We start from the raw sequence: 22,848 nt of genomic DNA, 5'->3' as shown, positions 1-22,848 counted from the left end.
AACCTAGGGGAAACATCCATGATAAGTTTCGATTGGGAAGAAAGTATATTTCGCGGCATCCACGGTCTTTGGAAACGTTATCAAAGCCAACCCGTCCCACCCGGCGCCGTGACCTTGGATCAAATGGGGGACCGTTGTCTGACCTTGGCCCAACTGGTGGCGGGACGGCCTCTGCACTTGCGCACCGCCGAAAAAGCAGGCGGCATCCGCGGCCCGGTCCTGCTGTTACCCGCGGTGGTGGACGCGGCACCGACACCAACGGACAACCGCACCCTGTACCTCTTGCGGTCCGTCCTCGCGGGCGCCATGATTCGACGCAACCTCATCCCAGACCGCCCCATCCCCGGCATGCCGGGGCGGGTCCACTACCTATTTGCCGTGCAGCGCGCGAATCACGACCTGTTCAATCTGTTTGACCGCTATCAAGCGCTTCATACCCGGGCGCTTGGTTGGGAATTGGCCGGGCGTCCAGACCCATCCGAGCTGTCCACAGGCTCAGCCGCACTGGAAAAGCTGCGACTTCGTTTTGCCGCCGGCGAGACGCTGGATGAAGCGGTTGAAACGGCCCGTTTCAAAGCATGGGAAGAACCGGTCGACCTTCCTGCCGGCTTCTTTTTATGGGGCGAGTCACTGACCGCCTCCGACCTCAAATTAGCCGATCAGGTCCGGGAACAGGAAACGATGACCGCCGCCGGCGACGGCACCGAAATTAAAGCACCGCCACGCGACCACATCACCCTGACAACTCTTGAAAAAACTGAAGAAACCCCGCCTTTGCCGATTCACACCTTTGAGAAAACCGAAACCCTCGACGACTATAGCGGGGGTGCGCGCCCCGTGGACGGGGCCGACGAGCTGAACGAACACGAAGAAGCGCTTCAGGAATTGGATTTGAGGCAGGTCATCCGCGGCGGCCGAGAAACGCGAGGCTTCTACAAGGTCGAGATCGATATAGAAGGAACCATTCCCGACGTTCACCATGTCCACCCGGGCGAACAAGGCATTACCTATCCGGAATGGTTCGCCAAATCCCGTCGCTACCGTCACGATTGGGTGACCGTATATCCCACCCAAGTCCGCGCCACACGAAACCGGGAGGCCCACGCCCTTCTCAACCACAACCGCGGCCGAATCCGACATCTTAGCGACCAACTCCTAGCCCATCGTACCAAACATGCTTTCTGCCGACGCCAATCCCATGGGGACGAACTGGATCTGGACGCGGTGGTCAATGCCCGCGCCGACCGCGCGGCGGGCCGAGACCCCGGCGAAAAACTGTACATCTCGCGGCGCAAGTTGCTGCGTGACACCGCGGTTACCCTGCTCTTCGATATCAGCCTCTCCAGCGGTTCGTGGATTGACGGCCGACGCGTGTTGGATGTCACCCGTGAAACCGTCCTCGTTCTCGGCCAAGTCGCGGACAATCTCGGGGATACCCTGCGCATCTTGGCCTTTGCAAGCAACACCCGCAATCATTGTCGTGTTTATGAGATCAAAGATTGGCGTGAGCCCTGGCGGCAATGCCTGGGCCGGATTACCGCCGTGGAACCCCGCGGCTACACGCGCATCGGACCGGCGTTGCGCCACGCGGCCGCCGGATTTAAACGCATCGACGCCCATCGACAAGGTCTGTTATTGATTACCGACGGGAAACCCACCGATTATGATCGGTACGAGGGCAACCACGGACGCGACGATATTCGTATGGCGGTCCGAGAAGCGCGTGACGCTGGTATCCACACCCACGCCTTGGCACTCGATCCCAAGGCGCGCCGCACCTTACCGACCATGTTCGGCACAGCCGGATGGCAAGTCCTGCGCAGACCGGGTGATCTAACCGATGCGGTCGTCACCGCTTATGGCCGTTTCCATCGAACATAAGCTAGGATGAAAAACCAAATTCGCGGAGGCGCCTTCCTGTGACCCCCCTATCCCCGGCCACCTGGCGTGGCGTCATCCTTTGTCTCGCCGTGGCCGTCGGCGCGGGCTTTTTGTTCCGCATGAGCCTGCTCACCGGGTTTTCCCTTCATCTCGGCCACGTCCGCCACGCCCATTCCCACCTCATGTCTTTTGGCTGGGTGATCCCCGCCGTTTGGCTTCTCATCCTTCCTCAAATAAACGGAAAACCCCTGCTGGGATGGGCCAAGCTTTCCGTCGCTTTAGGCGCCCTCAGCTTCCCTCTTTTTTGGCGTTGGGGCTACGGCAAGGGTTTGGGTCTGCCCATGCCGCCTGCCGTCATCGTTTCCACCCTGAACATGGCGGCATGGTACGGTTTCGGTGCCGCCTATGTATGGGTGACCCGATCGCAACAACGCACCTTGCCCATCCGCTGTTTCGATTTAGCCCTCGTTTTTCTCTTTCTGGCTTGTCTCGGCGCATGGGGGATCACCCTGATCCATCGCTTTCCCACCTGGCACCTTTCACCGAAACTTCTCTCTACCTGGTTTCTATTCATTTTCAAGGAAGGATTCTGCCTGTTTGCCGTGGCGGGTTTTCTGTTGCACGAACTGGGCCCTTCCACCCGGGGGAAGGGGGCCCGGCTCGCCCTCGCATCCATGGCCCTGGGAACGCCGCTCTGTTTTTTGATCAACCTGCCGGAATGGGCCTGGTTGGGTTGCTTGGGGGGTGTCCTCTCCGGCCTGGGCCTTCTGACGTTGATCCTGCCCGCCTTACGGTCACGCCGTTTTCGTTCCCTGGTCTGGATGCCGCCACTGCTTTGCCTCGCCTTAAAAGCCATCCTGCTCCTGCTCGTTTGTTTGACGGGAAAAACCCACCTGACCGAGGTGCTTGCTTACAAACGCTTTTACCTGCATCTCCTGATGTTAGGCGGTGTCAGCGGATGTTTGCTCGCCCATGGTTACACCCAAGGTTATGTGCGGCGAGACGGGCTTGTATTCTGGCATCTGGCCGCCATTGGCAACATGGCCGCCCTTTTGTTGCTCAGCCCCCTTCTCAACGCGGGCGGTTGGGCGGTCCTTTATGGACCCCCCCTTTCCAGCTTCCTCCCGCTTGTTGCGGCCTTTTACCTGCTTCGGCCCCGCCAGCGCCAGCCCATTTCTAATTGAAACACCCGGCCCCGATCAATCTGATGGTCCGCGTGCGCCGTCCCACTTGCCACCGCAATGCTCTCGCGGTTTCGAACGTCGGTCACATTTTTAATCCCGGCCCCCAAAATGGGACCGGCTCCGGTCCGCACACGACGCCAGTACAGGTCCACCAAGTTGTAAGAAGGGACTTGAATTTCCTCTATGACCGACGGTTTGTTTCGGCCCTGCGAAACCTCTAAGAAACCCGGTTGATCACCGACGTGCTTGGCCGTCAAAGAGAGGTGGTTGAGGCCAAAGGATTGCCGCACCTGCAAGCGCCCATCCCACCGCCCATTGTAAGAAGGAAGGCTACCGCCGTCGGCGAGTGCATTGGCCGTTTCCGTCCGCGCTACACCCAACATCACCGCGGTCGTGCCCTGTTTCCACGACAGGGAGAGATCGCCGCCGCGCGCGCGATGTTCATCCACGTTGACATAACTTCTGCGAACCACGTTGCCGTCAGCGACCGTGGCCGACAGGGCGATTAGGTCCTGAATAGCATTGAAAAAGAGCCGGCTCTCCAGTTCGAGGGTGTGGGTGCCTCGTTCCCAAAGGGACCAATTTAAGGACGCGTTATAGTGGTCGCCCCGTTCCGCGTCCAATTCCTCGTTGCCGTAAATCTGGTATTGAAAGGGTCCGGCGGTAAATGAAAAGTCCAGATAAAGCTGTTTGACGGAAGGTCCGCGGAATCCGCGACTGTAAGCAAGCCGCCATACCCGACCACCCACATCATCGTATCGAAAATGAAGGCTTGGCGTGAACGGTACTTGGTAGACCGAGTTCTCCATCACGCGGACCATTGCCTGAACCACTAACCCAGAAACCTGCCGACGCACACCACCAAACAAGGCACCGTTATCCATGGTTTGGGACCCTTCCAAAATGCGTCCCCCGGATCCTGTTTCCCGACTCCAGTCAAACCCCAACTGACCCTCGAGACCGGCAGGCAAATCCTTAAAACTAACCATGCCTTTGACGATCCACATGTCAAAGGCGTTATCAAAGGCGGGGTCCACCACCGAGGCGCCGGATGCTGCAGACAAAGCGTTTACTTGGTGGGAAGTACGATCGCGCGTATAGTCAGAGTACCCTGCGAAAAAATCAACCGCCATGCGGTCCCCGTGGTGATCAAAGACCAGTTGGTGGCTGGTACGGCGGGTATGATACGCCTGATCCCAGGCCACGTCATCCGTGAATTCTCCCAGATCGGTCAGTTTCTCATCTGTAACCGAGGATAACCAGGAAACCGAAACCTTCTTAAAATCGCGGCGCCAGTGAAAACTGCCGTCCTGTTGACGGCGTTCGGCCCAGTCCCGGTTGCGGGTTTGGGGGTTTTCGTCATGCCCGTCGAAATGACGGCGACGCAAGGTGACCAACACACCCGACTCACCCAATGCGAACCCCGCCTTTAGTGTCTGTTCCTCATCACCTTGATCACGGTACCCACCGGTCAGTTCCCATTCAGGGGTCTTCGCCGGCCGCTTTGGGATAAGGTTTACCACCCCACCCATGGCGTCGCTGCCGTAATAAACGGATGTAGGTCCCTTAATGATCTCAACCCGGTCATAAGCACTTAACCCAAGTTGTTCCAAGTCAATGATTCCATCCAGACGACCGACGACCGGCATGCCATTGCGTAGAATTTGGACATTTTCTCCGGAAACACCGCCAATCGAGAGGCCGCTCCCAAAAACGGTGTTTTGCGTCACATCGAGAAGCAACTCGGCGGACAAAAGTTCCCGTAAATCACGGTCGCCATTCATCGCCGGCGCCTTAATGACCTCGACCGGGATGATGGTTTCCTTTGCGCTCTCAGGTCGGAATTGTGCTGTGACTACCAGGTGCTCACGTATAGAAGGGTCTGCCTCCGCTTTTTGTGCGACATGCTCCCCCGGCGGCGGTTTCACCACCGCATCCGAATCGGCAAAAACCAGAAACATCAACCCCAGCCAGACATCAATCATCTTAGCCTCCCGGCACGTTACTTTTTCCCTTCGCAGCCATGGGAAAAAGCACATTGTTTTCCAAGTGAACATGGAGCCGGATTTCCTCGCTCAGCTGTTTGAGCAGGGCAAACATGCTCCGAAAGGTGGGGCAAGCCCAGGTGGGCGGTGTGAATTGATCCGTCACCACCGCCAACGACGCTAAAAGCTCGCCCACGTTTTCATGCTCTTTGCGCATCACGGCGATAGGCCCTGCCGGACCACCTGAGGGGCACATCACCGGTCCTTGCCGGCCCTGATCCTGGGTCAGCATCATCGGAAAAAGGATCTGTTCCTCTTTCAACATGTGGGGACAAATATCTTTGATCAAATGGTCAATCAGTTGCGATAACACACCCATTCGCGGCCATTTAGCACCATGGACCTCCCATACTTTTCCGGCCATTTGGACCAGCGCTTCGAAATCCCGCCGATGACCCGCATGGAAGCGGTCGAGAATGTAGTCAATGAGGGGTGCGACCTGTCCTGTTTCGAACGTGGGAACCGGTCCATCCTCGCCGGACTTAATTCGGGCGCGGACTTCGGCCAAAAAATCGTCGGCATCCCAACCTCGCGCCCGACAAATTTCAGTAATCGACCGATCCCCCCCGCAGCAAAAATCTATTTGTTTCTCATCGCATAGGTGAATGAGTTCCGGGTGGCAGCCCACCAGATCACCCAGGGTCCCAACGTCTTTATGGATTATCTGTGTCACAAGCGCCTCCTTTTTTCCAATTAAAGACGCTCTTGCGACCGGCCATTATGATCCAGATCATGCGCTCATCGCCTTGGAACAACGCCGGCTTGCCGATACGCGGGAGGCGTTCAAGCCTGCCGCGGGCAAAGGTTGCATTGCCGCGGCCCGAAAGGCGCGGGCGCAAAAAACCAGGCCTTTATGGAACCAACCGATACACCCGTGCATCACCCGTTTGACGGACCACGAAACGGAACCGCCGAGTAGGTTTGCGCGCACTGAGTATTCGCGCTACGCGGCTTAAAAGGTGGACAACGCGACCATGCTATTTTTGAGTGACGATGGTTATAGGCAGCTTGATGAGGCATTCATCTTCGTTTTCCGACTGCGCTGGGCAAATAAAAGAAGGCCGCACCCAATCGGCAATTTCATAACGGGCCAACTCTTTTCCTTTGGGTGAGAAGATCGCAAAATCCTTAAGAACCCCGGCCTCCATATCGACAACATCCTGCTCGTTCCAGGCCCCATGCAGGTGGGCTTTTTCGATCAATGTACGTACCTCGGCCTGGCTCTCGGTTTCACCCGCTTGAAGCGCAGAAATACCAGATCGGCACGGCAAAAGCCTAAACTGGGTCGGCCACCAACTAGCGCGATGATTTTTTCTCACAAGACGCACAAAGGAGCAACAAATGTGACAACAACCACGCAATCACCCATGGACCTATAAGGCACTTGTTATCTCGTAACGCTCCCCGTCAAAAGCCGCGGTGTCCAAGGCAACCCGGGTCACCGTCCCCTCCGGTTGCACCAATTGCATGAGGTAGGGGTTGTCTTCTTCAATGGGGACCAAGCAGGCCAGATTTAACCTTTTGGCCAAACTTTGGACCGGCGCCAGGTTTTGGGAATCGATGGCCGGCGCCGCTGATTTTTGCAGGGACAACATGCCGCCGAAGGAACCCTCGAGGGCGGAAGCCACCACCACCAGAACGATTTCTTCGTCATCCGGGTAATCAGCGAGGTCGTTGATGACCGCGACTTGCGCGGCGGGTAAAGACCAAGCCTCGGCCACCGCGTCGCGGATCAGCTCAGGTGCCTCGAGCCGACCTACCACTACATCGATCCCTGAAAAAGTCATCACTGCCCCGCTTTCCAAGCTTCCAAAGCCTTGTCGATATCGTCGGGTGAGGTGCCCATCTTGCCGAGAATGGTGTGGGCACGCTCGGTATCACCGAATTTGTTCAGTACACCCAACGCCTTGAATTGCGGACGGTTGAGCGGAAAGAAGCCGTCGCCGTCAATCGGGTAAAGGGTGCCGTCGTGATGGCCGTAGGTACGCCCGTTGATTTCGAAGGTCTCCCCTTTTTGAAGCGCCTTGCCGTCGTTGATGGCTTTGACATCGTCGGCCACGTTGACATGGGGCGCGATCACGGTATTTTTGTCCTTGGCCACCGTTTTCTGATTCACGCTGCGCAGATTGTGGCGTTTGGAGGGTCGGTTAAACTCGAAACATTGCAAGCCCAACGGATCGATCCAGTTGGTGGGGTTGGGTGCATATTCGTAGTTGTTCGCACCGCCTTGTAAGCCAATCGGGTCCAATTGGGTGAAACGCCCCAGACGCGGGTGGTAATAACGGTGACGGTTGTAGTGCAGGCCGCTTTCCTCGTCGTGGTATTGACCCGCGAAGCGCAGGGGGTTGTGGACATCCTCTTTCAGGTATTCCGCCACCGCGCCGAAGGCAAGGAAACGCGCCGCCCAAACCACCGTGCCGGTCGTGTCGGTCATTTCTTGCGGCGTCCCCAAATGATCGGTGTGGTAATAGAAGTGCTGCTCGCCGTCGATCATCGCCAAGGGTGTTTGGCGGTCATCCTCATAAAGGTACCATTTCCAACGATTTGATTCGCCGTCCAGGGTTTCGCCGACCAGGGTATCCCCGTCCCAGAGGAAGTGGGTGGTTTTGGCACCTATCTCCTTGGCGATGCGCCGTCCAAAAGCGTCGTAGCGGTAACGGGTCGTCAAACCGTCGCGTTCGACGGCGACCAAGCGTTGGCCCGCGCCGTATAGCAGCCGCATTTCTTCCCGGCCGCCCTCGTCCTTTAGTTCGGTCAGGTTACCTACCGCATCGTAAGCACACCGCACGTCGCCCAAGGCCTGCAGCCGGTTGGCCGGCGCCGCCTCGGCCACCGCGGGTTCATCGAGGCCGAACGCCACGCGGTTACCGGCGGCATCGTAGCAAAAGCGTTCACCGACCGCCCCTGACACCTCGGTCAAACGACGCCCCGCGTCGTAGGTGAAATCGGTGACACCGCGCAAAAGATCGTTGATTTGGGTGAGGCAACCCGCGGCGTCAAAGGTGAAGCGGCGCCGGCTAACCGGCTCGAGCCCGCCCTCGCCGCGATTCACCAAACGAATTTCAGCCAATCGGCCCGCCGGGTCATAGGCGCGTTCTTCGCTCAGCGCGTTCCCCCACTGGCGCGCGGTTTCCAAGCCTTGCCCCAGGAATTGACGCCGTGCAATCAGGCGCTCGTCAAACCAGGTCGCCTGGTTATGGTAGTTGCCGTCATAATCCTGTCGGAGCTGACGCCCGTCGGGGAAGGTCACGCCGATGCGGTTGCCAACCGCGTCCCAGCGATGGTGCAACACCTGGTCGTCCTGCCATTCCTCGATCAAGCGACCGAGCGGATCGTAGAAGAAACGCAAGCGGCGATGGGCGTTGTCGGCTTTAAGGATGCGGCCCGCCGCGTCATAGGCAAAGGTTACCGTTTCCTGTTCGCCGGTTTCAACATGGCGCGAAACCTTGCGCAACAATCGACCCGTCGCATCCCGCTCGTAGCGAATGTGGCGCGGTCCTTTTTGGCCGGCGACCACCAAACCGTCCGCATCGTATTCGTAGGTTTGTACCACACCGTCGAAGCCGACTTCTTTCACCAGCCGTTCGCTGCCGTCGTAGAAAAACTGGTGTTCCTCACCCTTCTGGTTCACCAACGCCGTCAGGTTCCGTTCGGTGTCGTAGAGATAACGCACCCGGGTCCCGTCTGGATCGATTTTCTCGGTGACCTGGTTGAGGCCCGCCGCGTAGGTGTAGCGTGTTTCCCGGCCCGCGGGGTCAACCACCTGATTGATCAAATTGTTGGTGTGGTAGCCGTAGCGGGTGCAACCGCCGTCGGGATGGTGTTCGGCGATCATCCGGCCAAGCACATCGTATTCAAACCGCGTGCAACGTTTGCCTTCATGGGCGGCAACGACCCGGCCGCGCGCGTTGTATTCGTAGCGATCCACCGCGCCTTCCGGCCAGTGGACCTCGTACAACTCGCCGCGTTGGTTCCAGCGCAGGCGGATGACTTGGCCGTCGGGTCGCACCACTCGGGCCGGCAAGCCGTCGTCACCATAAGTCACCGAGGCGCGATGCCCAAGTGGATCAATGCTGTCGGTCACTTGACGGCGACCGTTGTAGACGCGACGCCACACATGACCGAGTTCATTGGTATACCGGACCGGGTCGCCCTGCTCGTTGTAGACCGTTTCACAGACCGCGCCGTCCGCCCCAATGCGCGCGGTTACACGGCCAAAGCCGTCATACCTTGTTTCGGTAACCCCGCCGCCCGGCGCCGTCGTTTGGGTTACCGCGCCCAAGGCGTTGCGCTGGTAATGGGTAGTGTGGCCCTCCGCGTTGGTTTCGCTGACCAACTGACCCAGCGCGTTGTAGCGGTAGGTGATCGTGTGGCCGCGGCTGTCGGTAATTTCGCTGCGATTTTGCTCGGGGAACCAACGGAAGCGCACGTCGTAATTGCCGTCGTCACCCCAGTTGTGCAGGCAACGAGCCTGGGTGTCGTAGCGATCCCATTCAAAATAATAGTTAAAACCCGTGCGCAAAGTACGCTGGATCAAGACGTGGTTGCGATAACGGTAGTTTTCACCCAGACCGAGCGCGTCGCGGTTGGCGATCAGATCGCGTGTCTCGTTGTACGCAAAGGTCATCACCGGTTCAACGCCGGCACCGCTCTCAAACGCCAGCCCACGCAACAAACCGCCGTCCCACTGCAGCTGCAACCCACGACCGTCGCCACCCGCGATACGGTCCAGCTTGCCGTTTTGGTAGTGGAACTGGACCGTGCCACCGTGCAGGCCGCGCCGGGCGGTTAACCGCCAAACCTTGCCGTGGGCGGTGAAAACGCGGGTCAAACCCTCGCTGTCTTCCAGTTCAACGCGGTCCTCGGCGACACGGGTTAAGGTCAATTGCTCGTGAGGTTTGCCAACCGTTTCACCCACAACGGCGTACGGAAAAGACACCTGGCGGGCCTCGTCGGTGTGGTAGAGGAGGCGGTCGTCCTCGGAAACAAGGTATTCACAACCGCTAAAGGTCCAGCCGGGGCCGAGACCCAGGTCATCGTCGTGACCCGTGCGGTAGGTGCGTTCGAATTGGAACGGTAGGCGGCCGGGGAGCTCGAAATCAACGAATTGGAGCAGTTCCTCGCCGGTAACCATGCTGATCGGACAACCGCCGGTACAGGTCTTTTTGACCTTGTCGCTGCCGCGCCCGTTTTTGATTTTCGAGGCCGCGTTGTCCAGCTTGGAGGCCGCTTTTTTGCCCGCTGAAAGCATCGCTTTGCCGACACCGGTTTTTTTGGCGAGTTTGGCCGCCGTCGCCCCCATCCCGACAAACGGAATCATCGCCGCGGCGGACAGGGCCGCATCGGCATAGTTCCCCTCCGCCAGGTAAATCAGCGCGTTGAGGCCGTCGGCGATTTCGCCCAGGCCCGGCACCAGACCGACCACGTCAAGCGTCGTGTGCACGATATCGGAGAGGGACAGATTGCTCACCGCATTTGCCAGGCCCGACCACCAACTCGATTCCTCCTCCGTCTCGGGTTCGACGGGCGGGTTGGTATCGCCCTGGATTTGTCCGTCGGGACCGATGGTTGGGCCGGACGGCGCCGCCGGCGACGGAGGCGCGGCGATTGGCGCGCTCGCGGAACCCGAACCGGAGCCGGAGCCACCACCGGATCCCGAACCACCGCCGGAGCCCGCGCCGCCACCGCCACCGGCCGAATCACCCGCGCCCCCCTCCAGATTGAGTTGGTCGAGGGGAATAAAAATGCGGCCGTGGATCATGTTGGCGAGCGCTTCCCAGAACAGTTCGCCGTGGAGAACCCCGGTTTTGGGGATCGGATTGTATTGTTCCAGAGGGATTTCTATTTCGTAGGCGCGCAGCATATCAAGCAGGCGCCACCATTCGAGTGAGCCGGTAAAAAATTGTTCCGGTTGGCGACCGAGCCAACGGTAATAAAACGCGGCGCCGACCAGGATCCCATTGAGGAAGTTATCGAGCCGCCGTGCCTCGGCCATTTGCAGAAGCAGGGTCTGGTTCACCTGAAGGTGGTCGTTCAAGCGGCCCGCGTACTGAAGCGCAAAACCCGCGTTTTCAGCGAGCAACACTTCCAGGCGATGCTGTTCCAAGTGACGTTGGGTGGTGATCAGACCCTCGAGGTATTCACAATCACCAAGGCCGGCGGGTGGTTTCGGAAAGGCGCCGTACTGGTTGCGAACCTGGTTAATCCAATCCTGCGCGGCGCGAATGCGGCTGTCGTCATAGGCAAACAGTGGATAAAGCTCGGGCACCTGGTGCTGATAAAAAAGGGACTTATGGCGAAAATGTCGCGCTTTCACCGAAGAAACCTGAAGCGTATGGGATCTTTGCATCATCGACCTCGCGAACACCTAAGAAAGCCCGAAGAATCGCGCCTCCGAGGGTTGATTTCCCCAGACGAGGGCGACGACGGACGCGCGCCAAGCGAGGGAAATAAATGGGTAAGGGTGGTCAGACAAGGAACGTAAGAAGCGAGAAATAAGCGGCGGAAAAAAACCAACCGACAACCATGGCGGCAAAAAACGAGCACCGAAACCAGGACGGCCTTTAAATTGTACGCCGCGGCCGCCCCCAATTCAACCCACGAACAACCGACCCGAACCCGCATATCTCAACCATAGTTCTGCCGCGAAACTGAAACCTAAGCGGCGCTGAGGCGAGGGATTTTCGCTAAAGATCTGGAGCGAAATGGCATGGAGAAGCGGACCGGGGTCGCGCACCACCGCATCCGCCGAGTACGGCGAGCATTTCCACAGGCCGTTGCGGCCCAGATGTTTAGCGAAAATCACCGCGAGTTATCACGCTTCTTAGGTGAAGAGCTGCGATTACGAGCAGGCGGCCTCCCGCCAATCGATTAGGCAAACCTCAACGTGGATCCCCCACGCCGAAAGGTCGGCCCCGCGCCGTTCGACTTTGGTTCTAACCTTCACACTCACCACTTTTTCAACGGCCGGCGAGGAACTGAGGCAAGCAATACGGGCCGGCCATCCAGAAAGTTACAGGGTTCTCCGGACAATTTTTCAAGGACTTCTATACCAACGACGAACCTATGAAAAACACAAACCCCCGAGCAGAATTTGGAAAGGCCACTCCCCTTCGGCGCGGCCGTTTTTCTTAATGTTTCCGTTCAGGTGTCGGCACAATGCCTACACCACTTACTTGTGGCGATGGTAGACCTTGGCGGCAATTTTCCAGCCATCCTCAAACTTGATGAACGAAAGGTAATCCGTGAAAATCAGCTTGCCGTTCTGGATCAGTTCGACCCGCGCGGATGCCGCGCCGCCGGTGACATCGAGCTGGGTGATTTTGTATTCCACTTTGGAGCGGTTCGGATCATAGTCTTTGCTTGCTTTCCGTTTTTTAATACCGGCAACCCAATCGGCAATTTCATAACGGGCCATCTCTTTTCCCTTGGGTGAAAAGATCGCGAAGTCCTTGTGAAAGCCGGCCTCCATATCGGCAACATTCTGCTCGTTCCACGCCCCATGCAGGTAAGCCTTTTCGATCAAGGTACGAACCTCGGCCTGACCGGCGGTTTCACCAGCATGTAGCACTGAAATTCCAGACAAACACAGCAACATTACGACAAACTTTTTCATATGCGTAACTCCCCTCGAAAACAATTGCCATCATTCTAACACCCCGAAAACGACTGACTTAAGACGGCCCCCACCTTTCCTGTATTTTGCGGGTTCCCAATTTCGGACACCCACTTTCCACTGAATTTCCAAGTTCCCAATTTCGGACACCCACTTTTTGCTCAATGCCCAAGTTTCGGACCAAGTTTCGGACACCCACTTTCTGTTCAACTTTCCGGCTAAAATCGGACACCCACCTTCTCTTTTTCTTTGCCACCTAAGCGGGACATCCACCTTTCCCTAAGTTTCACGAGTACCCCATACTCGGATTTAAAGGGTGGGTGTCCTGCTTTGGTGTTTCGATCAACCAATTGATGGGTGTCCTTCTTTGGGCTATTGGTGGGTGTCCTTCTTTGGCGGATTTGGTGGGTGTCCTTCTTTGGCCCTACTTTGGCGGATTTGGTGGGTGTCCTTCTTTGGATTGGCGGATTTGGTGGGTGTCCTAATTCGGGCTTTGGGTTGGATTTGGTGGGTGTCCTACTTTGGCGGATTTGGTGGGTGTCCTAATTCGGGCTTTGGGTTGGATTTGGTGGGTATCCTTCTCTGGATTGGCGGATTTGGTGGGTGTCCTAATTCGGGCTTCTTTAGATTGGCGGATTTGGTGGGTGTCCTAATTCGGGCTTCTTTAGATTGGCGGATTTGGTGGGTGTCCTAATTCGGGCTTTGGGTTGGATTTGGTGGGTATCCTTCTTTGGATTGGCGGATTTGGTGGGTGTCCTAATTCGGGCTTTGGGTTGGATTTGGTGGGTGTCCTACTTTGGCGGATTTGGTGGGTGTCCTGCTTTGGGTTAGCTGCGTACCCAGCTTTGGCGCAGCCGTTGGTTGATCAGCCGTCGCAACAACCGGACCTGGTTCAACTCGTGACGGTTGAGCGTGGCATGACGCGCCAATATCCGCGTGCTCCGGTCCAATAACCGCACCGCTCGGTCGAGGTCGCCGTTTTCAATCAACAAAACCGCTTGGTAATGGAACATTTTTCCGAACGCCGTGTGACCCGCGTGAAAGTAATGATTGACCAACGGCCTAGCCTCATCCAACAACCGCGCCGCGCGAAGCAAATCCCCTTGGGCCAAAGCCGTGCCCGCCATTTCCACGCGCAACAAACCGCCCCAGGCCAAGTCCCACATACCCAGGGATGTCATCACCACCTTGGCCTGCTCTTGGTGACAACGCGCCTCTTCATGTTGGCCCTTATGGGCCGCGATCTCCGCCAGCAGAAGCTGGTACTCGGCCATTTTGGGATCCTGGGCGGTGTTCGATTCGATCATGTAGTTGACCGCGGATTCGGCCAAGGCCCGCGCCTGATCGTACTCATGCAACATGATGTGGGTTTTTACCAGATCGGGATGGCTGTAGGGGCGACCATCGCCGCGATCCACCAATTCGGCAACCTCGCCAAACAGTTGCAAGGCCGCCTCAAACTGGCCGCGCTGCACCGCAATCTGGGCACGACGTGTCAAGGGGTAAAACAACAAGCCCCGGCCCCGCTCACCCCAAATCTTGAAGATCAGCCCTTCCTCACGATGGACCAACGCCTCGGCGGCGTCGGCCTGTTGCTGCTTCAAAAGCACACCCATCAACCCCTCGGTAATCGACACGGTGGAGGGATGCGCGCCGTCCTTGGCATGGCTGTCAACAAATTGAAGCGCGGCGCGGTATTGCACCTCGGCCCGCAGCAGGGAACCCTTGCTGGAGAGCAGGTGCGCATGGTTGGAGGCCAAGGTGTGGTAGGCCATGGGTTTTTCGTTTTGAATGCGGCAAAAGTTCTCCATCGCCGCGGCAAGGTAAACCTCTTGACTGGGCGCATCACCGGTGTAGTAACAAATGTTGGCCAAACCGTTGAACGCCGCACCACGCGGTAAATCACGCCCCTGAACCTGATCCAAAAGCTGCACGGCTTTTTGAAAGGCGCTTTCGGCTTCGGCGTACCAACCCATCGAGAAATAGGCTTGGCCGATCTCAACCGCCACATCGGCGGCGTCTTTTTTGTGCAACACCGGCAATTCTTTCTGGGTGCGCGCGGCTTGCAACAGCATGTCCAGGCTCGCATCAACCTTGCCGTTTTCACGCAAGGCCACGGCCAGTTGCCGCTCCAAATGGAACAACAATCGGTCGGTGGGAATGTCCATGCTTCGCCGCAGTGCCAAACCCTTGCGGAACAAGTCCTCGGCCCGTCCCATGTCACCAAAACTGGTGAAGGTTTCGCCCATCCCGAAATAGAGGCGGGCGCGAATCCAGGGGTGGTCGTTCATGTCGCTTTCGATGCGCTCAATCCCGCGATCCAACATCTCGAGCACGGTCAGCGGTTTATCGCGGTTCAGCTTGGGGTTGGCCTCGCGAAACAGGTCGTTAAGGAACTCGGTCACATCCATGGTGGCACGCCGTTCACGGTCGGCCACATCGCGTTCGTGGATGGCCTCCGCGCGCTGCTGCCACGCGGTTAACGCCAAACCCGAAATGATGAGGAAGACGGCGATCTGCATGTAGTTGCGCCGGAACATACGCCGCAGCGAATAACCCAGGCCGGCCGGACGCGCGGCCACGGGCCGATGTTGCAAGGAGCGTTTGATATCGCGCGCCAAGGCGTCGGCCGAGGCATAACGGTCGTTGATCTTCTTCGCCAAGGCCTTGGCCACCACCGCGTCCAAGTCACGAGAAATACGCCGCCAAGCAGGTAGCCGACCCCAGCGCCAGTTTTCTTGGTGCCGCCGACGCAAACGCAACACCGCACTCGGTTTAAGCGGTTCCTCGTTGCAAATTTTTTCCTGCCATTCCAACGGGTTGGTGGTTTTAAACCGGAACGGCAGGCAACCGCTCAACATTTCATAAAGGATGACACCCAGCGAATACACATCGGCGGCGGCGGTCAAACGCTCGCCGCATACCTGCTCCGGGCTGGCGTATTCAGGCGTCATGCGACCGTTTTCGTCAAAAGTGCGCATCAGCGGCGCCCGCGTTTGTGGATCCATAAACGCGGCGATCCCGAAATCCAGCAATTTGGGTTCGCCGTCCGGGGTAATCAACACGTTCGAAGACTTGAGGTCGCGGTGAATCACCATCTTTTGATGCGCGAAGGAAACGGCTTTGCAGATTTTGACAAAAAGCTTCAAGCACTCCTGCATATCGAGTTTATGCGCATCCAAGTATTCATTGAGCGGCATCCCTTCAACGTATTCCATGACCAGATAAGGCCGCCCGTCGTCGGTCGTACCGCCGTCGTAGATGTGGGCGATCGAGGGATGTTGTAGGGAAGCCAAAATTTGCCGTTCCTGCTGGAACGCACGCAGCAAGCGCTCGGAGTCCAAGCCGGCACGCACCAGTTTTACGGCGACCTGCATGGTGAAATCGTCCTCGCGGGTGGCCAAATAAACGACCCCCATGCCGCCACGCCCTAACTCACCTTCAATGCGATAGGGCCCCACGTGGGTACGATACGGTTCTTCCGGCTCATCGCCGGGATTGGTTTCAAAGGATTCGGCCTCGTCGAGGCGACTCATTAACGTATTCAAAAACTGATCGTGTCCGAGACAAGCGGCTTCAATAAAGGCACGCCGGCGAGAACGTTGTTGGCCCATTGCGGACATCAAGACTTGGTGAAACCAACGTTCGCGCGCAACTTCGTCATTGGGAGGCAGACACGAAGGATCAAACGAGCGAGACAACTCGTTAGCGGGCATAGCGCCCTCCTTTGTCGATAAAAATAGGGTGCGTCAAAATTAGGACCGGATAGGTATATAGGGGGTTCCCAACTTCTAGCTAAGGGTGGATCGGTTTATCAGATTCTACGTATTTTAACGTGACGGATCTTACAGCTTTGTGCCGTGTTCCAGATCACGTAAACTAGCATATTCAGCTAAAAAGATGAAACCTTGAAGCGGAGTAAAAGATATGCAACCGCGAATCCAAGAACACATCTTTTTGCCCGTCTCAAAAGGCTTGGGTTAAAATTCGGTGCGTCGGGCTATTTCCCGAAGGGAGCAAAGGGTGTTTCATCAAGACCAGGATCAGCAGGGATTAACACGAAAACTTAATGAATGGCGGGACGGTGATACGGCCTACCTGGAAGAACTTTGGCCTTATCTCTCCGAATCACTCCAAAACATATCTCGAAAATTGCTGCGCGAGTTCATTTTCGCACAAGGACGCGGCGCCACGCTGAGCACCTTGGATTTGCTCCACGAGGCCTACCCCAAGCTGGTGCGCCACGGCGCCAACCCATCCCGCGAATGGCAAAACCGCAAGGAATTCTTTGCACTCGCCAAAAAAATCATGCTGTGTGCCTTGCTCGATTACAACCGCCGCCTGCAACGCCGCGAATCACCGACCAAAGACGAACAGGAAGCGGAGGAAATCGAATACAATCCCGCCGGCATCACCTTGGAACACGTGCTCAGCCTCGAAAAATCCATGGCGCTGCTCGGCCAAATCTCACCGCAGCAGGAGAAAATCATCAAACTGCGGTTCTACGAGGACTACACGGTCGACGGCATCATGCAAGAGCTCAACCTTACCAAATACAAGGTACAGGCCGAACTCAAGGTAGCGCTTGGGTTCCTGCGCCGCAAAATGGTTCTGCCCAAGGGCTCGTGAGGGCCATTTAAGCCGAACCGCTTCCCTACCGAAGAAATGACGGGAGCGTCCCCTGTTTCTTTTCACTTGGCTCCCCGAGGTTCTTGTTGCTCATTCTCGACGAAGAAATTTGGTTCCCCAACCCACGCTTGGCCGATAAACAAGGCATCGTGGCATTCGGCGGGGATTTAAACCCACGCCGCCTCATGTTCGCTTACCAAAACGGCATTTTTCCCTGGTACAGCAAAGACGAACCCATTTTGTGGTGGTCACCCGATCCTCGGTTCGTACTCTACCCCAAGGATTTCAAACTTCGTCGCAGCCTGCGTAAAACCCTGCGCAAGGGCCTGTTCGAAATTCGCTATGACACGGCCTTTGAGCAGGTCATCCGCCATTGCGCCAAACAATCCCGACCAGATCAAGAGGATACTTGGATTGTCGAGGACATGATCAAGGCCTACATCGAACTCAACCGGCGCGGTTTCGCCCACTCGGTTGAAACCTGGCAAGACGGCAAACTGGTCGGCGGTCTCTACGGCATCGCGCTCGGCCCCTTCTTCTGCGGCGAAAGCATGTTCCACCTGGTCCCGGAGGCGAGCAAGGTCGCGCTGGCGGTCCTGGTCCACATCTACCGCGACGCCCCCCTCATCGACTGCCAAGTCGCCAACGATTTTTTCAAAAGCATGGGCGGCGTCGAAATCCCGCGTGCCGACTACCTCGACATCCTCACCCAACACCGCAACGATCCGCCTACATGGAGCAAGGATGCTTGCGGGATTGTTGATCCGGGTGAAATTTTGGTTTGAGGGTGGGCCGGCCTGAGGATGCCGATCAAGTCCGCTAGGGTTTTGAGCTTGGCTCGGGATTCTTTATTTCTCAGGATGGGCAGGATGATTTGAGGATGCGGATGAAGCCGCCACGCCCTCTTTTTCCCGTTCCCGACCGCGGATGAAGCCGTCACTTCGATACGCATCGGTGGTGACACATTCTTTGTTGTTTGATCCAGCGTCCCAAGGTGAGTGTTTAGAACTTCACGGGTGAACGTGGCGGCGGAAAAGTCGTTTGCAGTTTGGTCACAGGCTTCAGTCTGACCCACCTCCACATTTCACCCAACCCAATCCCGGCTCATCGAAGCAACGGCTTCATCCGCGGCGGCAACCTACAAACGAGGGCTCCCAACGCTCGGCCGCATCCTCTAACCATCTTAAAACCCTGATAAATAAGGAATTCCAAGCCAGGCTTGCCCTAACCCGCATTTCTCACAAGGCGTTCTGCTGCGAAGCATGAAACCCATGCGATGACTTCGTTTACTCTGTCGAGCACGACTCGACGTAGCGCTGCTACGCCTCCGTTTGCTCTCGGTCGTAATCTTCGTAATCGCACGGCTTTCAGCTTCTCGCGACGAATCCTCGTGAGAAATGCGGGCTAAAAACCAAATCCGTCTCAAACCATCCTCAATGAGGGTGGGCCGGCTTGGAGTGCACGGCGAATGACGCACTCCAAGCCGACCACCAAAGCCGCGAACGGCTCCCGGCCGACTGAGACAGGGTCGGCCCAACCGGCGCCCGCGTTTGGGGACAGGATCAAGCAGCAGATACACCTCCGGCGGGACCCTACTGCAGCAGGCCCGTATCCTGAAGGCAATTGAAAAGGGCCGCACAAATGCACGGCCCAAGGGTTGGTTTTACTTTTTGAGTTTGCGCATGTTACGCAGGTAGGTGGGGATGTCCAGGTCGTTGTCGTCCTCGAAACCCATGTTGTTGGCACCGTAACCCTGCGGCGTCATCAGCACGTGTTTCATGGTCGCTTCCGGCGTGGGGTAATCCACGGAATCCATCGGCAACATATTGGCGGTTTCGCCACCTCGCGGCGCGGCCGGCTCATCAGCCATACCGGCCTCGCGACCAACATCTTTGGTACGCGATTGATGCTTGTTGGGACGGGCGAAGGCGCGCGCATCAGCAGCAGCTTTGCGACCCATCGGTTTACGTCCACCGCCCGCTTGCTCCGTGGACTTGCCGACCGGCTCTTCCGCACGGGGTTTGCGCGGGGCCTGAGATTCTTCCGCGTGCAACGGAATGGGACGCGCGCTGGGTTTTGCAGGAGCCGCGGCACCATGACCCGGCGGTTGCGCCGCCGGCTGCTGTTGCACCCGGCGCGGCTGTTGCCCTTGACGCTGTGGCCCTTGACGCGGTTGCGCTTGACGCGGTTGCGCTTGACGCGGTTGCGCTTGACGCGGAGACGCTTGGCGGGGTTGCGCTTGACGCGAATGGGCCTCGGCTACCGGAACACCCGGCTCGGAACCACGCGGGAAAAATTCGAGGTTGTCGTTGGTCGACTCGCGCAATTCGCGGCTCGGCGTTGAAAAGCCGGTCGCGATCACGGTCACCGTCACGCTGCCCGTCATCTTCTCGTCGGTCACCGCACCGAAAATAATCTCGGCATCGGGGTCGCAGGCCTGGTGAATCAAAGAGGCCGCCTCGTTGATTTCGCTCATGGTCAGGTCCGGGCCACCGACGATGTTCAGCAGCACGCCGCGTGCACCGTTGATGTTGGCTTCTTCCAACAACGGCGAGGAAATCGCATTTTGGGCGGCTTCCACCGCGCGGGTATCGCCGGAAGCGTTGCCACTCCCCATCAAGGCCACACCCATTCCCTGCATGATGGTTTTCACATCGGCAAAGTCAAGGTTGATCACACCGGGCACGTTGATCAAATCACTGATGCCCTGCACCGCTTGGCGCAATACGTCGTCCGCGATACGAAAAGCCTCGGTAAACGGGGTATCGTCGGGCACGGTTTGCAGTAATTTGTCGTTGGAAATGGTAATCACGGTATCGACGCTGCCCTTGAGTTCCTTCAAGCCGGACTCGGCATTGCGACGCCGACGCGGCCCTTCAAACGAAAAGGGCGAGGTCACCACGGCAACCACCAGTGAACCCAATTCACTGGCAAGTGACGCGATAATCGGCGCGGCCCCGGTCCCGGTCCCACCGCCCAAGCCCGCGGTGACAAACACCATGTCGGCACCCTCGAGTTGCTCGAGAATCGCGTTGGTATCTTCCAGCGCGGCTTCACGACCGACCTCGGGTTTGGCGCCGGCACCGAGCCCTTTGGTAATTTTCGAACCAATATGAATCTTGATGGGCGCGTGACTGCGGCGCAATGCCTGTGCATCGGTATTCGCTACAATAAAGTCGACCCCGCTCACGCCTGCCTCAATCATGCGGTCAACCGCGTTACCGCCGCCGCCGCCGATCCCGATCACCTTAATGTTGGCGCCGGGTTGGGCATTTACCTCATCCTCAAACTGTAGATTGATTTTTGATTGATCTTCGCCGTATTCAATCATTCACCCACTCCTGAAATGCTTTATCCGCTGCTCACAAGCGCCGCGTGTCTCAAGCGCCGCGCTCGTGCTAGGACGTGCCCCCTCGGGGACACTCACACTTCGGTGGATCCGCCCATCCCCCAAAAGTCAAATGTAGTCGGCTAAGAAAAACTCCTTAATCCGCTTGAATACCTTGCGTACCCCGGTCTCCGGCTGCCGATGTCCCTGATCGCTTTGGACCTGACCAAACTTGATCAGCCCGATCGCGGTCGAGTAAATCGGCGAGGATACGACATCCACAAGGCCGCCTATGCCCGTGGGTTTGCCTAACCGCGCAGGTAGGTTGAACGCTAACTCGCCGATTTCCGCCATGCCCGTCAGCAACGCCCCGCCGCCGGTCACGACCAATCCCGAGTTAATTACGGATTCGTAGCCCGCTTTACGAATTTCTTCGTGAACCAGGCCGAACAGTTCTTCCGCTCGAGGTTGCAGGATCTCCACCAGGGTTCCCTGGGGAATCATGCGCGTTTTAGGTGTGCCCACGCCGCTAATTTCAATGACCGCCTCGTCATCGATATAGCTGCTCAGGACGCACCCGTATTTCTTCTTTATTTTTTCCGCATCGGGAATCGGCATCCGCAGCCCGATGGCGATGTCGTTGGTGAAGTTGTAACCACCCACCGGGATCACCGCGGTGTGCCACAGGCTACCTCGCTCGAAAATCGCAATGTTGGTGGTACCCGCGCCGATGTCAACCAGCGCCACACCCATCTCCTTCTCGTCCTCGGTGAGCACCGCCTCGGCGTTGGCTTTTTGAACCAACACCTTGCCCGCCAAGTTCAGTCCGGTGCGATGGACGCAGGTAATCATGTTTTGAATCGCGGTGGTGGAACCGGTCACGATATGCGCGTTCACTTCCAAACGGCGTCCGCTCATGCCGCGCGGGTCCATAATGCCCTCGTGGTCGTCCACTTTAAATTCTTGCGGCAACACGTGAATGATTTCACTGTCGGCGGGCATCCCCGCGGGATGGGCCGCCTCAATCACCCGTTCTATATCTTCGCCGAAAATCTCATTTTGTTTGGTGGAAATACCAATCACGCCGCGGCTGTTAAAACCGCGGATATGGTTGCCCGAAATGCCGATAAACACCCGGCTAATCTCAATCCCGGCCATGAGTTCGGCCTCTTCGACGGCGCGGCGAATGCCTTCGACGGTTTTGTCCAATGAAACCACCACGCCTTTGCGCAAACCGGATGAATCGGCGCTGCCGATCCCAATCACGTCCAGTTCGCCTTCCGGCTTGATTTCACCAACGACCACGCAAATTTTGCTGGTGCCGACGTCGAGCCCTACGATGTATTTTTCCTGTCTGGCCATGGGTCCCTACTCTTCTCCCCTCACCGGCATCACGGCGACTTGGTTGGGGTAACCCAACTCGATGTATTGAAGTTGAGGATAATCCTCACGCACACGTTGTGCAATTGACAAGTAATTCATAATGTTTTCGGCGATCACCCGGCGCCCCAAATAAATCGGCGCCGGTTCACTGCGCAAGGTCACGATCATGTTCTCGGGGTTACCCAAATTCAGCGTTTCAACGTTGTCCCAAAACACCAAACTCGTGTCGCGCAAGGCCGCGAGCGTGGCCAAACCGCGTTCGATCAGGACGGTGAGGTCCTCATTGCCCTCCAGGCCCACCAAAACCGGCAAGTCCAAGGGACGGCCGAAATGTTCGTAGGAGCCCAGCATGTCGCCCTCGCGGTTGACCACCAAAATGCGGTTTTCGATTTGAACCAAACCGGCCGGCTCGTGTTCCACCACATCCAGGCGCAGCGTCCCTGAAACTTCACCCCGCACCACCACGCTTTTAACCCGTGGATAATCGAGTATACGCCGCTGCAAGGAACCCAAGTCCAACGAAAACACATTGTGACCAAGCACAGGCTCCAAAATTTGACGAATCTCACGCTCCGCACTGGGGCCGGCACCCTGAATCTCAATCTGTTGAATCGCGAAGCGGGGGTGGCTGCGCAGGGTTCGGTAACCGTAACCTACTAGTGTGGACAATCCCATAACCAGAACCCCGTAAAACAAAAAATACCCGGCGAATCTTAGAAACCCTTGCGACCGCCGCTTGCGCTTGCTACCGCCCCGTAATCCGGCAAAAGGCCGACCGTTCCG

Annotated in this window: 14 protein-coding genes; 4 read left to right on the top strand and 10 right to left on the bottom strand. The window is 57.4% G+C overall.

The genetic code is table 11. From position 1 onward, the window contains the following. The first annotated feature begins 18 nt into the window (after positions 1-18). Both J3U88_RS09895 and J3U88_RS09890 read left to right on the top strand, forming a co-directional pair. Complete coding sequence (locus J3U88_RS09895) at positions 19-1,881, top strand: nitric oxide reductase activation protein NorD (protein WP_207858471.1); 1,863 nt, start codon at positions 19-21, stop codon at positions 1,879-1,881. Between the two features lie 38 nt (positions 1,882-1,919). Beyond that, on the top strand, positions 1,920-3,065 hold the full coding sequence (locus tag J3U88_RS09890) for a hypothetical protein (RefSeq protein ID WP_207858469.1): 1,146 nt from the start codon (positions 1,920-1,922) through the stop codon (positions 3,063-3,065). Here the strand turns inward: J3U88_RS09890 and J3U88_RS09885 are convergent. The 7 genes from J3U88_RS09885 to J3U88_RS09855 form a co-directional block, all read right to left on the bottom strand. Continuing rightward, positions 3,023-5,050 (bottom strand): TonB-dependent receptor plug domain-containing protein, encoded by a 2,028-nt coding sequence (locus J3U88_RS09885; RefSeq protein WP_207858468.1) that lies wholly within the window; start codon positions 5,048-5,050, stop codon positions 3,023-3,025. The two genes, J3U88_RS09890 and J3U88_RS09885, sit on opposite strands and share 43 nt — an antisense overlap. Position 5,051: 1 nt before the next feature. Next, positions 5,052-5,783: a DUF542 domain-containing protein gene (locus J3U88_RS09880; protein ID WP_207858466.1), complete on the bottom strand. Its 732-nt coding sequence runs from the start codon at positions 5,781-5,783 to the stop codon at positions 5,052-5,054. Positions 5,784-6,087: 304 nt separating this feature from the next. After that, positions 6,088-6,312 carry a hypothetical protein gene (locus J3U88_RS09875; protein ID WP_207858463.1) on the bottom strand — a complete coding sequence of 75 codons (225 nt, stop codon included), beginning with the start codon at positions 6,310-6,312 and terminating at the stop codon, positions 6,088-6,090. 171 nt (positions 6,313-6,483) lie between these two features. Further along, a complete protein-coding gene (locus J3U88_RS09870; protein ID WP_207858461.1) occupies positions 6,484-6,897 on the bottom strand; it encodes a hypothetical protein in 414 nt (137 codons plus the stop codon). Continuing rightward, positions 6,897-11,459: an RHS repeat-associated core domain-containing protein gene (locus J3U88_RS09865; protein ID WP_207858457.1), complete on the bottom strand. Its 4,563-nt coding sequence runs from the start codon at positions 11,457-11,459 to the stop codon at positions 6,897-6,899. Before J3U88_RS09865 ends, J3U88_RS09870 begins: the two co-directional genes overlap by 1 nt. A gap of 822 nt (positions 11,460-12,281) precedes the next feature. Beyond that, on the bottom strand, positions 12,282-12,707 hold the full coding sequence (locus tag J3U88_RS09860; RefSeq protein WP_207858455.1) for a nuclear transport factor 2 family protein: 426 nt from the start codon (positions 12,705-12,707) through the stop codon (positions 12,282-12,284). A gap of 845 nt (positions 12,708-13,552) precedes the next feature. After that, complete coding sequence (locus J3U88_RS09855) at positions 13,553-16,441, bottom strand: serine/threonine protein kinase (RefSeq protein ID WP_207858452.1); 2,889 nt, start codon at positions 16,439-16,441, stop codon at positions 13,553-13,555. 307 nt (positions 16,442-16,748) lie between these two features. Between J3U88_RS09855 and J3U88_RS09850 the strand changes: the two genes are divergently transcribed. Next, a complete protein-coding gene (locus J3U88_RS09850) occupies positions 16,749-17,354 on the top strand; it encodes a sigma-70 family RNA polymerase sigma factor (RefSeq protein WP_207858449.1) in 606 nt (201 codons plus the stop codon). A gap of 86 nt (positions 17,355-17,440) precedes the next feature. Continuing rightward, positions 17,441-18,139, top strand: a complete 699-nt coding sequence (gene aat / locus J3U88_RS09845) for a leucyl/phenylalanyl-tRNA--protein transferase (protein WP_207858448.1) — start codon at positions 17,441-17,443, stop codon at positions 18,137-18,139. A gap of 878 nt (positions 18,140-19,017) precedes the next feature. On the opposite strand, the gene ftsZ is transcribed toward aat, so the two are convergent. The 3 genes from ftsZ to J3U88_RS09830 form a co-directional block, all read right to left on the bottom strand. Then, positions 19,018-20,685 (bottom strand): cell division protein FtsZ, encoded by a 1,668-nt coding sequence (ftsZ, locus tag J3U88_RS09840; protein WP_207858447.1) that lies wholly within the window; start codon positions 20,683-20,685, stop codon positions 19,018-19,020. Positions 20,686-20,811: 126 nt separating this feature from the next. After that, positions 20,812-22,044: a cell division protein FtsA gene (gene ftsA, locus J3U88_RS09835; protein WP_207858446.1), complete on the bottom strand. Its 1,233-nt coding sequence runs from the start codon at positions 22,042-22,044 to the stop codon at positions 20,812-20,814. Positions 22,045-22,050: 6 nt separating this feature from the next. Next, positions 22,051-22,740 carry a cell division protein FtsQ/DivIB gene (locus J3U88_RS09830; RefSeq protein WP_207858445.1) on the bottom strand — a complete coding sequence of 230 codons (690 nt, stop codon included), beginning with the start codon at positions 22,738-22,740 and terminating at the stop codon, positions 22,051-22,053. Positions 22,741-22,848 lie beyond the last annotated feature (108 nt).

The organism is Acanthopleuribacter pedis, from assembly GCF_017377855.1.
GTDB lineage: Bacteria > Acidobacteriota > Holophagae > Acanthopleuribacterales > Acanthopleuribacteraceae > Acanthopleuribacter > Acanthopleuribacter pedis.
The sequence above is the reverse complement of the archived record's forward strand: the minus strand, read 5'-3'. Positions and strand labels throughout refer to the sequence as shown.